This window comes from Mycoplasma buteonis (assembly GCF_000733865.1).
Lineage (GTDB): Bacteria > Bacillota_I > Bacilli_A > Mycoplasmatales > Metamycoplasmataceae > Mycoplasmopsis > Mycoplasmopsis buteonis.
The window spans coordinates 1-14,045 of record NZ_JPOK01000007.1 but is presented as its reverse complement, the minus strand read 5'-3'; the positions used below and the strand labels follow the sequence as shown (position 1 = coordinate 14,045).

General features: G+C 30.8%; 11 protein-coding genes and 1 tRNA gene. 7 read left to right on the top strand and 5 right to left on the bottom strand.

All coding sequences use genetic code 4. From position 1 onward, the window contains the following. Positions 1–35: 35 nt before the first annotated feature. Together nrnA (EI91_RS02160) and nrnA (EI91_RS02155) are read left to right on the top strand one after the other, a co-directional pair. Positions 36–1,004, top strand: a complete 969-nt coding sequence (gene nrnA, locus EI91_RS02160) for a bifunctional oligoribonuclease/PAP phosphatase NrnA (protein ID WP_036452606.1) — start codon at positions 36–38, stop codon at positions 1,002–1,004. After that, positions 1,004–1,981 carry a bifunctional oligoribonuclease/PAP phosphatase NrnA gene (gene nrnA, locus EI91_RS02155; protein WP_036452600.1) on the top strand — a complete coding sequence of 326 codons (978 nt, stop codon included), beginning with the start codon at positions 1,004–1,006 and terminating at the stop codon, positions 1,979–1,981. Before nrnA (EI91_RS02160) ends, nrnA (EI91_RS02155) begins: the two co-directional genes overlap by 1 nt. 87 nt (positions 1,982–2,068) lie before the next feature. Here nrnA (EI91_RS02155) and EI91_RS02150 read toward each other — a convergent pair whose 3' ends face one another. From EI91_RS02150 to EI91_RS02130, 5 genes are all read right to left on the bottom strand, one after another. Continuing rightward, the gene (locus EI91_RS02150; RefSeq protein ID WP_084177995.1) at positions 2,069–3,946 is read right to left on the bottom strand and encodes an ABC transporter ATP-binding protein; all 1,878 of its coding nucleotides are present in this window, start codon (positions 3,944–3,946) and stop codon (positions 2,069–2,071) included. A 9-nt stretch (positions 3,947–3,955) separates the two neighbouring features. Beyond that, positions 3,956–5,764 (bottom strand): ABC transporter ATP-binding protein, encoded by a 1,809-nt coding sequence (locus EI91_RS02145; protein ID WP_342666443.1) that lies wholly within the window; start codon positions 5,762–5,764, stop codon positions 3,956–3,958. A 171-nt stretch (positions 5,765–5,935) separates the two neighbouring features. Beyond that, positions 5,936–6,012 (bottom strand) — tRNA-Arg (locus EI91_RS02140). A gap of 195 nt (positions 6,013–6,207) precedes the next feature. Then, positions 6,208–7,863 (bottom strand): PTS transporter subunit EIIC, encoded by a 1,656-nt coding sequence (locus EI91_RS02135; protein WP_036452595.1) that lies wholly within the window; start codon positions 7,861–7,863, stop codon positions 6,208–6,210. A gap of 2 nt (positions 7,864–7,865) precedes the next feature. Then, positions 7,866–8,606, bottom strand: coding sequence for a hypothetical protein (locus tag EI91_RS02130; RefSeq protein WP_036452593.1), 741 nt, complete (start codon positions 8,604–8,606; stop codon positions 7,866–7,868). 332 nt (positions 8,607–8,938) lie between these two features. Here EI91_RS02130 and EI91_RS02125 point away from each other — a divergent pair, with 332 nt between their 5' ends. The 5 genes from EI91_RS02125 to EI91_RS02105 all read left to right on the top strand — a co-directional run. Beyond that, positions 8,939–9,790: an N-acetylmuramic acid 6-phosphate etherase gene (locus EI91_RS02125; protein ID WP_036452590.1), complete on the top strand. Its 852-nt coding sequence runs from the start codon at positions 8,939–8,941 to the stop codon at positions 9,788–9,790. Further along, positions 9,780–10,895 (top strand): N-acetylglucosamine-6-phosphate deacetylase, encoded by a 1,116-nt coding sequence (gene nagA, locus EI91_RS02120; protein ID WP_036452588.1) that lies wholly within the window; start codon positions 9,780–9,782, stop codon positions 10,893–10,895. The genes EI91_RS02125 and nagA overlap by 11 nt, the downstream gene beginning before the upstream one ends. Continuing rightward, the gene (nagB, locus tag EI91_RS02115) at positions 10,885–11,604 is read left to right on the top strand and encodes a glucosamine-6-phosphate deaminase (protein ID WP_036452585.1); all 720 of its coding nucleotides are present in this window, start codon (positions 10,885–10,887) and stop codon (positions 11,602–11,604) included. The genes nagA and nagB overlap by 11 nt, the downstream gene beginning before the upstream one ends. 124 nt (positions 11,605–11,728) lie before the next feature. After that, complete coding sequence (gene ptsP, locus EI91_RS02110; protein ID WP_036452581.1) at positions 11,729–13,429, top strand: phosphoenolpyruvate--protein phosphotransferase; 1,701 nt, start codon at positions 11,729–11,731, stop codon at positions 13,427–13,429. Positions 13,430–13,586: 157 nt separating this feature from the next. Continuing rightward, the coding region (locus EI91_RS02105; protein WP_036452578.1) for a type I restriction-modification system subunit M N-terminal domain-containing protein at positions 13,587–14,045 on the top strand (459 nt) is incomplete at its 3' end.

The following is a 14,045-nucleotide window of genomic DNA, read 5'->3' as shown; positions in this document are numbered from 1 at the left end:
AATTAAAATAGATATATTTTATATAAAGGAGCAAAATGAAAATTGGAAATTCAAAAGTTGCTATCGACGCAATTGAAAAATACGATTCAATCGTAATTTTTCACCACATTCGTCCTGATGGCGACTGCCTTGGCTCACAAGCCGGACTTGCTGAATTAATTCGCACAAATTATCCAGAAAAAAAAGTTTATACAGTAGGAAATAACATGCATGTATTTGATTTTATGGAGTATACATTTACACCATATGATCAAATTGATTTTAACAATTCATTAGCAATTGTTGTGGATGCTTCAAGCGGAAACAGAATCGAATGTGCAGATTTACTTTATGATAAAAAAACAACTGCAAGATTAAGAATTGATCATCACCCTAACAGTGCTGATATTGATTATGAATACAACTGAATCGATGAACATTATGTAGCTGCTGCTGAAATGATTGCACAAATTGCTTATGATGCAAAATGAAAAGTAACTAACAAAGCAGCCGGACACATTTACTTAGGAATTAATACTGATAGTGGACGTTTCTTATTCCCTGATACATCAGCACGTACACACAAATTAGTTGCATTTTTAATGGAAGAAGGAAACTTCCATCCAGCTGAAATTTTAAGAGAACTTTCAAAACGTACTTTCAAAGAAATCAAATTTGCTGGTAAAGTACTTAGTGAATTCAAAAAAGAAGGTAGGGTACTTTACTACGAAATTCATCAAGAAGTTCTTGATGAATACAAGATGAATTCGCTTGAAGCAGCTTTATTTGTTAATGAACTAGCAAATATTGAAGATAATTCTTGCTGAGCTTTATTTATTCAATTAGAAGATGGAACTGTTAGAGGTAGATTACGTTCAAATGGTCCACTTGTAAACGAAGTAGCTCGTAAATTCCAAGGTGGTGGACATGATAACGCTGCTGGAATCACCTTACAATCTTGAGAACAAGTACCTACAGTATTAGCAGAACTTAATGAGTCAATTAGATTGTGAGAAGCTAAATAATGCAAATCGGTAATTTAAATCTTGTTACAAAAGAACTTGAAAAATACGATTCAATCGTAATTTTTCACCACATTCGTCCTGATGGTGACTGTCTTGGTTCACAATTTGGATTAAAAGAATTATTAGAAACTAATTTTCCAAATAAAAAAGTTTATGCAATCGGTGATGCAAAAGGTTCATTTAAATTTTTAAATTTAGTAATGGATGAAGTCCCAAGTGATGAAGTCCTTGCTAATTCACTTGGAGTAGTTGTTGATGCTAACTTTAAAGAAAGAATTGAATATAGAGAAGTTTTAGATAAAAATTTATTTAAGCAAGTCATTCGAATCGATCACCATCCAAATGATGATGATTTAGGAGATTCATGCATTCGCTGAGTTGATAGTTCATATTCTGCAGCCGATGAAATGATTACTGAAATAGCAGTAGCTAACAACTGAAAAATTACTGTTAGAGCAGCTAATTTACTTTATCTAGGAATTAACACCGATAGTGGTAGATTCTTATTTAATAATGTTAGAGCAAGAACTTTATATTTAGCTTCAAAACTTTATGAAGCTGGTTTGGAAGCAGATTTTATTCATACAAACTTATCAACTATTACTTTAGAAGACATTAAATTTTCAAGTTGACTAATGTCTACTTTAAAAACTCGTGATGGTGTAGCTTATATTCAAAATGATCTTGCTACAACAAAACAACTTGGTAAAACACCGCAAACTTCAATTAGAGTAAACAGCATTGGGAATATTGCTGGTTACCCAATGTGAGTTCAATTCACTGAAGAAGAAGACGGAAGAATTAGAGTAGAATTCCGTTCAAATGGCCCAATTGTTCGTAATGTTGCAATTAAATGAGGCGGCGGAGGACACGAACGTGCCTCAGGAGCTATTATTCAGTCATTTGATGACGTTGAAAAAGTTATTGATGATTGTGCCTCAGAAGTTAAACGTTACCAAGCAGAGCAAAACAAATAATAAAAAATAGTAGTAGCACAGCTATTACTATTTTCTTTTTAACTTTTTTATATTACAAAATAAAAAAGATTAACATTAGTTAATCTTCTATGAACCAAATTGTGAAGTATATAAATCGTAGTAAAATCCTTGTTTTTCAATTAATTCATCATGTGAGCCTTGCTCGATGATGTAACCATTATCAATAACAATAATCTTGTCAGCATTTTTAATTGTGCTAAGACGGTGGGCGATAATAAATGAAGTTTTGTTTTGCATTAAGTGCAGCATTGCATTTTGTACTACTACTTCAGTAGCTGAGTCAATATTAGAAGTAGCTTCATCTAAAATTAAAATACTTTTGTTTTGTAAAATTGCTCTAGTTAAAGCTAGTAACTGCTTTTGCCCTTGTGAAATATTAGCACCATTATTTTCTACCATTGTTTCATATCCATTAGGCATATTCATAATGAAATGATGTGCTTTTGTTAGTTTTGCAGCACTAATAACCTCTGCCATCGTAGCTTGTGGATTAGCGTGTTTTAAGTTGTCTAAAATAGTTTCGTTAAATAAGAAAGAATCTTGTAAAACGATTGTCATATTATCACGTAAATTTTGTGTTTTAATATTACGTAGTTCTTTACCATCAATCAAAATACTTCCAGATTCATAATCATAGTATTTAGTTAGCAAGCTAATAATTGTAGTTTTACCAGCTCCTGTAGGTCCAACAATAGCAATCACTTGCCCTGGAGTAGCACTAAAAGTTGCTCCTTTAAGTTGGTGGTATTTTGAATCAGGATTGTATTTAAAGTAAACATTTTTAAATTCTACATGTCCTTTAATTTCACCTTGAGCAAATTCTAAAACTTGGTTATCAGTATTAGGGTTTTGAATTTGCAATAATTTAAATAATCTAGTACTTGAGGCAATACCAATTTGCAAGCTAAATGTAGTATTTAATAAGCTTTGGAAAGGTCCGATATAGTTTCAAGAAATTGAAATGTACAAAATAATTAGTGATGGACGTGCAGTTCCATCAGGATTAACTCCCAGTCCTTGCAATCCTCAAACAGGAATTTTGTGAGTGTAAAAGACAGCGGCTAAAAAAGCAATCATAACAATAATTAAGTTCGAAATAAGTCCATATCAAGTATCAAAACTTCGAGCAATCACATCACCACCATAAGCTGAATTCCGAATTTTACGAGTAATTTGCTTTAAGTCTTTAAAAACAGTTTCTTGTTGATCAAAAGAATTTGTAACCTTGGTATTTGCTAGCATTTCTTCAACAAAAGCGTTAAGTTCACCAAAAGCATTTTGCACGCGTACAAAGTATGGCTGAGATTTTTTCATAAGTAAAATGACTAACCCAAACATCAATAAGCTAATTGGTAAGATAATTAGTGTCATAAGTGAAGAAATTAAAAACAGTAAAATAATTGCAATAGAAATTCCAAATAACGCACTTCCTATTTGTGTCAGCATTTGAAATAAAGAGTTTGCAACGTTATTTACATCGACAATTAAACTAGAAATTAAATTACCAGCTTTATTTTTGTCATAAAAGCTAATTGGCATTTTATGTAATTTAATAATAATGTCATTTCTAAGACGTTCTCCAGCTCCAAAAGCAACTTTTACGTAAATATAGTTTTCTAAATACCTAAAAATTCCATAAAGTATAAAGCTAGAAGCTAGGATAATTGTTCAAGCAATAAAGCTATTTAAATCAAAAGTAGTTGAGACATCACCACTAAGTGCAGGTTCAAAATATTTTTGGACAATCATTCCGATTAGAAAGCTACCCATAATATAAAAAATAGTGTTGATTAATGAAAAACTAAAAGCAATTATCAATTTTTTGCGATCTACTTTTAAATAAGAAATTAGTGTCTTAAAAGTTTTGAAATAAGAAGTTTTCTGATTATTTTTTTGTTTTTGAGTAATATCTTTTGATATTTGACGTGTTTCATGATTTTCCATACTTCCTCCTTATTGTTTCAATTGATTTTCATTAACTTGCATATACCAATCACAAGTTTTTAAAAGCTGATGGTGATTTCCGCTTGCGATAATTTTTCCGCGATCCATAACTAAGATTTGGTCAGCATGTTTAATTGAATTAATTTTTTGAGAAATAATGATTGTTGTACAATCATAATTTTTCTTAATATTTTCAATTAGCTTTTTAGTAGTGATGTTATCAAGTGCACTAGTTGAATCATCTAAAATTAAGATTTTCGGATCATTAAGTAAAGTACGCGCAATACTTAAGCGTTGTTTTTGACCACCAGATAAATTTTTTCCACGTTGTTCAATTACATGTTCAAGACGATCATCAAAAGTTTTGATAAACTCTAATGCACAGGCAGTCTCTAAAGCTCTTTCTAGCTCTGTTTCAGTTGCATTACTTTTAGCAAACAGCATATTAGATTTAATGCTTCCGCTGTAAAGTAATGGCTCTTGATATACAATACCAACTTTTTGGTGTAGCTCTTTAGTGTTGATTTCTTTTACTTCTTTATCGTTAATTAAAATATTTCCGTTAGTATACTTCATGTTATTAACAATCAAGTTTGCGATCGTACTTTTCCCACTTCCAGTTGGCCCAATAATTCCCAGTGTTTTTCCACCATCAATTTTAAAGTTAATATCGCTAATTGCATAATCAGTCGAAGTATCAAAATATTTATAAGAGAGATTTTTAAATTCTACTGAGTACTTGCTTGCATCATTTAGTTCACCAATGTTTTCAGTAATTTTGTAACCACCTTCAACATAAAGATTATCGTATTTAGTATTTAAAACTTCTGTAATTCTTTTAGCACTAATTTTAGCACGAATGAATGAACCAATGAAATTAGCAAATATCATGATTCCCAGAGCCATAATAAATTCATATTCGATAAAAACGTTGATTTTGGCTAATAACTGCGGATCACTAGTTCCGTTTTGAATTAAGTTAGCAGCCATAATAAAGATAGCGACAATAACAAGATTAATAATTCCAAAAAACGCAGGAGTTCCAATAATGAATATTTTTCAAACTTTAGTTTCTACATTTTTTCAAGTACTATTAATATTAAAAAATTTGTTTTTTTGTTTTTCTTGTAAGTTATAAGCACGAATAAAGCGAGCTCCAATAATAGTTTCTTCTGCTTCTTTAGTAATTTTGTCAAGGTTATGTCTGTTTTTATTAATTAATGGTTTTGTTTTAATAAATATAAAAAGAAAAACAAAAATTAAAACAGGTACCACTCCTACGATACTTCAAGCAAAATTTATATCAGTTGAAAAAGCAAAAACTAGTCCAACAATAATAAAAAGAGGTGCCTTAATCAAAGCAGTTGATGCATTGATTAAAAAATCTCAAAAAACTGCTACGTCGTCATTAATACGCGTAATTAAACTTTCGGTTGTTAAATTAGCAATATCTTTTAAACTAAGTTTTTGGTACTTAGCAAAAAGAGTATTACGGTAAAAGTTTGATGCATTTTCACCGGCTCAAATAATTATCAGTACGCTAATAATGGATGTTAATGTTGCAATCAAAATAGCCGCTAGTGAAGTGATAATTAAAAAATTAATTGCAGATTGTCTCTCAGGCGAGCTATAAAGCACTACGTTTTTAAATAGCTTAATATCAAAAGAGTGTGCTATTGCATTATCATCATGAATTAATAGCGGAATAAATTGTGAAATTAAAATTGGAATAATCATGGTTAAAGCAACATTGATTAAAACAAAAATAATTCCAATTCCAAAGTACGATTTAATTTTTCATGGCAAAATTTTAAACATTTGTAGCATAATAACTCCTTACTATTATTGTTAATAATAGTAAATTATACAGTCTTAAAACTAAACTTTGCATAATTGTGCTTTTAATTAAAAAAAATAAAAAATAAACTAAAACAAAAACTTTAAAAATATTAAAACTTTTGTTTTAGTTTAAAAAAGAAAATAAAAAAATGGCGATCACGACAGGATTCGAACCTGTGACAACCAGCTTAGAAGGCTGATGCTCTATCCAACTGAGCTACGCGACCACGCAAAATTATTTTACACTATTTTGATAATATTTTAAAAAAATAATAAAAAACCACTAGACACAACACTTCCTCATGTGGCTGCTTCGGTTAGGATCTGACCAGGTTAGTGGGTTATTGTTCTAATGGCTTAATAATTATACATGTTTTATAAAAAAAGCAAGCGCCTAAACGCTTACCTTAGTTAATTAAAGATTAAAGACTTTCACCTTTGTGTTCTACTATTTGTTGGTTAAGACCTTCAGCTTCAACACCAACAATTGAGTGCACTGCGTTATCTGAAACTTTTACAACACCGAAAACACCAGCTTTTTTAAGAGCTTCTTCATCAACTTTTGAAGCATCTTTAAGAATGTATCTAAGTCTTGTAGAGCAATTGTTAAATTCAACAATGTTATCTCATCCACCGTAAGCTGCAACAATTTTTTTAGCTTTAGCAGATAATCCTCCTGCTTGACTTGTTGTAGCTGTGTCGCTGTCATTTTCTTTTTCACTTAAGATAACACCATCTTTACGTCCTGGTGTGCTTAAATCTAATTTCTTGATCATTAATGTACCAACAGCAAAGTATGTTAAAGCACATAATAATCCAATTGGAACGATTCATCCAGGGTTTGCAAATACTTTTCTTGCACCTTCGAATTCTGATTCTCTAATAATTGCAAGTGATTTGTTAATACTTAATAAGTAATCCATTGCACCAGCTGAGAATCCAAATCCTAATTGAATTCCGAACATTCCAGTGATGAATGCAAATACAGCTGTTAAAATAGCGTGAATTAAGTAAAGTAAAGGTGAAACATAAACAAAAGCAAATTCAATTGGTTCTGTAATTCCTGTTAGGAAGCTTACTACAGCAGCTGAACCAAATAAAGCAATAACTCTTGTTCTTTGTTGTTTACTTTCTGCTGTAAATCAGAAAGCAGCAACTAAAGCTGGAAGTCCAAACATCATCATTGGGAAGAATCCAGCTTGGAATAATCCTCCAGGGTTTCCTTTTGCAGGAGCTTGTAAGAAAATGAAGATATCTCCTGTTTTTCCTCCAAATTCTCCAAGTTGGAATCAGAAGAGGTTATTAATAATGTGGTGTAAACCAAATGGGATAAGTAGACGGTTTAAGAAACCATATCCACCCATAATAGCAGCACGAGTTGCTAAAACGCTAGCATCTTGAGCTTGTCCTGAACCTGTTGCGTCACTCATTGCTTTAGAAATAATGTAAATTACATATCCAATTCATGGGAACACAATTGTTCATAAAATTGTAAATAATACAGTAGCAATAATAGCTAATGTAGGAATAAGTCTTCTTCCTGAGAAGAAACCTAAAACTTTAGGTAATTCAACACTGTTTGCACGGTTGTATACTCAAGCGATAATTGAACCAATGATAATACCGTTAAGCACGTTACCTGCAATAACTGCGTTGTATTTTGAACCAAATAATCCAGAAAATCCCATAATAGGGCTTGCTTCTGTACCAAAGTTAATTCCATTATAGTACGCGTTTGTTAGCACAGGAGCTATTGCCATAAGTAATGTCATAGCAATAAATCCTGCAAAGGCGGCTTCACCACGACGTTCTTTAGTGAATCCGAATGCTAATCCAATCGCAAAAAGAACTGGTAAGTTATCAAATACAATACCACCAGATTTTAAAATTAAAGAACCGACAACTGAACTGAAAGTTGTTGTGTTAGGAATATCTGCTCCAATTCTAAGTAAAATAGCTGCTAATGGTAATACAGCGATTGGGAACATTAAAGCTCCACCGATTTTACCAAGTTTTTGGAGTAATCTTCTTCCAAAACCAGACTTAGCAGGTTTTGAGTTTGCTACGCTAGCAACCATAACTAATTACCTGCCTTTCTGAACATTTTTTTACCTTTTAAAACAAAACCATTTACATATACTGTTGTAATAACTGATGCGAACATGAAAATAGTCATAAGTAATCCAATTGTTGCGATAATGTTTGCTCTTGTTGCTTGTAAAGATTTAAAGTAAACGTTATCATTAACAATATCTTGTTTTACTTTTTCACTTAATTCAGCAAGAGTAATTGGGTCTAATTGTTTTACAGATGTTGCACTTTTTACAATATCAACCATTCCTTCTGGTTTAACATTAAGGAAAATATTTGCTTTGATATCAGCAAGTGCTCCGGGTAAGTTATTTTCTCCTTCTTTAAGAGCTTTTTGGAAGCTTTCTACAGATGCTTTAAGTGCTTTTAATGGTTCTTCACCAAGAAAGTATCCATTTTTTTCAATAGCAACATTAAGTGCTGCAACTTTATCATTTAAAGCTGCATAAGTAATTGAAGAGCTGTCACCTGTTAGGTAGTTAGTAATACCATCGATTTGACTGTTAATCAAAGCAACTTTTTGTTTTTGTAATTCAACTAACTGACCTTGTAACCCATCGGACAATACAGCACCATTACCACTTGGGTAAACTGGTGTTGGATAAGCTGCAACGATAATTACGGAAGTTATAAGGAATATCACAAATAAACTCCATAAAACGGTGTAAAGCTTTTGTCCTTTGTGCATTTGTTTAATTTTTTTAATAAAACTATCAACTTTTTTTGACATAAAGCCTCTTTTGAGCATTTTGGATGCTCATAGTAATTATATTTACTTGTAATTAAAGCGCTTTTATCAATTACAAAAATCAGCTTTAAAACTTTAAAAATTAACTAAAAATGTGGAACGTTTCAGAATTGTGAAAAAAAATTTCATTTCGTAATATAAAAAATGAAAATTTTTATTATGAATAATATAACTTAAAAAAGTCTATAAAATAAAGGAAAAAGTTATTTTATGTTGAAAATAAATAAAAAAATTTATTTTTTAGTTGTTCTTTTTAATAAGAGATTGTGAAAAGTTTTAAAATTTAGATATAAAAAAATTAATTAGGACTAAATATGGAAAAGTTAGATGTCTATAGTGTAAAACACTTAATTTGAAAATTTGAAAACTCAAATGAAATTGTTCTTAAAGCAATCAATGATAAAAATCATGATTTAATGTTAATTATAGAAGAAGCTATTAACTGCATTAGTAATGGTGGTAAAGTAGTTTATGTCGGAGCAGGTACTAGTGGTAGAATTGGAATGTTAGATTCACTAGATGTATTACCAACTTTTGGCGAGAAAAAATGATTTACCTACTCAATGGCAGGTGGTGATAAAGCGGTTTTAAAATCACTTGAAGGTTTTGAGGATGATTTTGAACTAGGTGAATCTGATGCAATAAGAAAGAAAATCGGTCCAAATGATTTAGTTATCGCGCTAAGTGCTTCTGGAAATACTAAATATTGCATGGGATTTTTAAAGCAAGCCCAGCACATGGGTGCACAAACAGCTTTAATTGCTAATCGTAAAAATGGAAAAATAGAGCAATATAGTGATTTTAAACTCATTATCGAAGTTGGTGCTGAAATTATTTTAGGTTCTACTAGATTAAATTCTGCTACTGCTCAAAAAATTGTGCTTAATATGATTTCTTCAATTACAGCAATTAAAATGGGAAAAGTATACGACCAGCACATGATTGATTTAACACCAATTAATGATAAATTAATTCAACGTAGCATTGATATTATTTCAGATATTGCCATGTGTTCTGAAGATGTTGCACGGACAGCTTATCACAACGCTAGACAAAATGTGAAAATAGCTGTTGTTATGGCTTCAAAAAATATTTCATATGATGAAGCACGAGCATTATTAAAACGTAATCACGGACATTTAAGAAAGGTGATTAATGAAAATTAATAATGTTAAAATAGTCAATTTTGATTCAACTATTGAAAATGCTAACATTACTTTTGAAGATGGCATTATTACTGAAATTGAAGAAATAAAAGGAACTCCTGAAGCTATTTTGGTACCTGGTTTCATCGATACACACATTCACGGTTTTTATAATCATGATGTTATGGATGGAATTAGTGATTTAGAAATTGTTTCTCAAAAACTTGCAGAAAATGGAACCACTTCATTTATGCCAACGGCTATGACTAGATCTTGAAGTGAAATTTTAAATTCTTTAAATCAAATGTCCAAAGCAAAGAAATTTACAGCACGTAATTTAGGTTTACATATTGAAGGACCATTTATTGGTGAAGCTAAAAAAGGTGCTCATAAAACTGAGTATCTGTTAAAAGGAACTGAAAAAAGAATTGAACGAATGTATCTTGAATCTCGTAATAAATTGAAAAAAATTTCTTTTGATCCTACTGTAGTATCGCTTGATGTAATGAAATATATGTTAAAACTAGATATTATTCCTTCTATCGGCCACTCAGCAGCTACTTTTGAACTTAGCAAAGAGTTTTTTGATAACGGTTGTACCTCCGTTTGTCATTTATGAAATGCAATGAGCGGAGTAGATTCACGTAATCCTGGAATGCTTCAGGCAGCACTAATGAATGAAAATGCTTATGTTGAATTAATTTGTGATCTATTTCATGTTTCAAAGGAAAGCATTTTATTTACAATTCATAACAAAGGTGTTGATAAAATTATGTGTATTTCCGATGCTATTAAACCAGCTTATTATGAAGATGGTGATAATATATCAGGCAATATTCCTGTAACAAAAGAAGGTTTAGCAATTTATTTAAAAGGAACTAAAACAATAGCTGGTAGCGGGATCGCTTTAATTGATGCATTTAGAAATTTAATTAAAATTGGTATTAGTTTGGAAGATGCAGTAGCAATGACTTCTTATAACGCCGCCAAATACCTTAAAAAAGATAAATTGGGATATATCTCAAAAGACAAATTTGCAGATTTTGTCTTATTAGAACCAAAAGAGTTTAAAATTTTGAATGTTTATATAAACGGAAATGAAATAAGGAGAACTAATGGAAATTAAAGTTACAAAAAATTACGACGAGATGTCCACAGTAGCTGCACGAACAATTGCACGTGAAATTAAAGCAAATCCAAACTTAAGAATTTGTTTTGCAACAGGTGGAACACCAATTGAAACATATCAAAAGTTAATAATTAAATATAAAGAAGGCGACATTGATTTTAGTAATGTCACAACATTTAATTTAGATGAATATGTTGGAATACCAATTGAAAGTAAATGTTCATATCATTACTATATGCATCATCATCTTTTTGATCATATTAATGTTAAACCAGAAAACATTAATTTTCCAAATGGAAATGGTGATTTAATTCAAAACGCGAAAGATTATGAAGCTAAAATTGCTGATGGTGGTATTGACTTTTTAATTTTAGGAATTGGAACAAATGCTCATATTGCTTTTAATGAACCTGGCTCACAACCAACTGAAGCAACTAGAGAAGTAAAGCTTACTCAAAGCACAATTAACTCAAATAAAATTTATTTTGATAGTGAAGCTGATGTACCAAAAACAGCAATTTCAATGGGAATTGGAACAATATTAAAAGCCAAAAAAATTATTTTATTAGCTAGTGGTGAAAGCAAAGCTCAAGCTATTCATGATGCTTTTTGAGGAGAAGTTACTGACAAAGTACCAGCAAGTTTCTTACAAAATCACCCTGATGTGACTTTTATTATTGATAAAGATGCTGCAAAATTAGTGTAAAAATCATTTTTTTATAATAAAAAGTGTAATTAATTCCACTTTTTATTTTTTACAATTTATCGACAATAAAAAAGGTTTTAAAAAGCATGTAAAATAACTTTTACACTAAAAGAAGGAGATAAATATGATTATTAAAGGAATTGGTGCTTCAAAAGGTGTTGCAATTGCTGAAGTTTTTAAAATTGAAGAACTTCCAGTTGAAATTACCAAAGAAGCAAAAGATGTAGAACAAGAACTACAAACATATGAAAATGCTCGTAACAAAGTTTTAGATAGATTAGCTAAAACTAAGGCACTTGCGGATACAGAAGAACATGCTGCAATTTTTGATGCACACATGATGGTTGTTAACGATCCTGCTGCTATTTCAAAAATTACAGATAACATTCAAAAAAACAAAGTAACAGCAGAATACGCTACAAAAGAATGCTATGAAGAATTTATTGCAATGTTCTTGCAATTAGATGATCCATACTTTAAAGAAAGAGCTGCTGATATTAAAGATGTTCTAAAAAAACTTTTATTTGCATTAAACGGAATTGAAGAACCAGATTTAACTGCTATTGATCATGAAGTAGTAATTGTTGCTGAAGATTTAAGTCCAAGCCAAACAGTTCAACTTAACAAAAAATTTGTTAAAGGTTTTGTGACAAATATTGGTGTACCTACAAGTCATACAGCAATTATGGCACGTAGCTTAGGGATTCCATCAGTTGTTGGAACAAACAACATTATGGAAAATGCTAAAACTGGTGATTTAATTGCTCTTAATGGTTCAACAGGTAAAGTTATCGTAAATCCAAATGAAACAGAAATTCAAGAAGCACAAAAAGCACAAGCTGAATATCACGAATACTTAAAACGTTTAGAAACACTTAAAGGAAAAGAATCAGTAACTAATGATGGACACCATGTAGAACTTGCTGCTAACATTGGTACACCAAAAGACTTAGATTCTGTGCTTGAAAATGATGCTGAAGCAATCGGTTTATTTAGATCAGAATTCTTATACATGGATAATGATCACTGACCAACAGAAGAAGAACAATTCCAAGCTTACAAAGCTGTAGTTGAAGGAATGAAAGGTAAAAGAGTTGTTATCCGTACACTTGACATTGGTGGAGATAAAACTTTAAAATACTTTAAATTCCCTGAAGAAATGAACCCATTTTTAGGTTACCGTGCTGTTAGATTTTGTTTACAAAATAAAGACATTTTCCAAACTCAATTACGTGCATTAATTAGAGCAAGTGAATTTGGTAAAGTTGCAATTATGTTCCCAATGATTACTAACGTTCCTGAATTCTTAGAAGCAAAACAAATGTACCTTGATGCATATGAACAAGTTGCAAAAACTAATAAGAATATTGCTCCTGCTGACCAAATTGAAGTTGGACTTATGATGGAAACACCAGCAGCTGCTGTTCTTTCAGATCAATTTTGTAAATATGCAGATTTTGTGTCAATCGGAACAAATGATTTAATTCAATATTCAATGGCTGCTGACCGTATGAACGAAAATATTTCATACTTATATCAACCACTTAACCCATCAATTTTAAGATTAGTTAAAATGGTTATTGATGGAGCACACAAACACGGTAAATGAGCTGGTATGTGTGGTGAAATGGCTGGTGATAAAAGAGCTCTTCCATTATTACTTGGTTTAGGACTTGATGAGTTTTCAATGAGTGCAAGTAACGTACTTGCTTCAAGAGAACTTGTTGCAAAATTAAGTAAAGAAGAAATGACTAACTTAGCTAACCAAGCAATTGAAAAAGATTCAGAAGCTGAAGTTCTAGAATTAGTTTCAAAATATTTATAATGATAATAGATTAAATACTTTAGAAATTTCTAAAGTATTTTTTTATATTTTTAAGTATCTTACTAAGGAGCAAAAAACTTTTATATAATTTTAAAAATATATAATGTAATTTAATTTTTAATTAAATTACTAGATACATAAATACAAGGAACAGAAAATGGACAATAAAAAAGAACAAGAAAGAGATGAATTACATAAAACAATTTGAAATATAGCGGACAATTTACGTGGACAAGTAGATGGGTGAGAGTTTAAATCTTACGTACTTGTTACCATGTTTTACCGTTATATTTCTGAAAGTTTAGTAAAACATATTAATGCAATTGGTAAGCGTGGTCTGCCTGATTTTGATTATGCAGCACTTGATGACTCAGATCCAGTTGTGCGTCAAAATATTGAAGAAATTAAGAAAATGTGCTTACCTGAAAAAGGATATTTTATGTATCCTTCGCAGCTTTTTATGAATGTACGTAAAAATGCTCACAGCAACGAAAATTTAAACGAAACAATTGAAAAAGTCTTTAGAGAAATCGAAGCTTCAACTATCGGACAGCAATCAGAAAAAGATTTTAAAGGACTATTTGAAGATTTTAATACTCGTAATAGCAAATTAGGA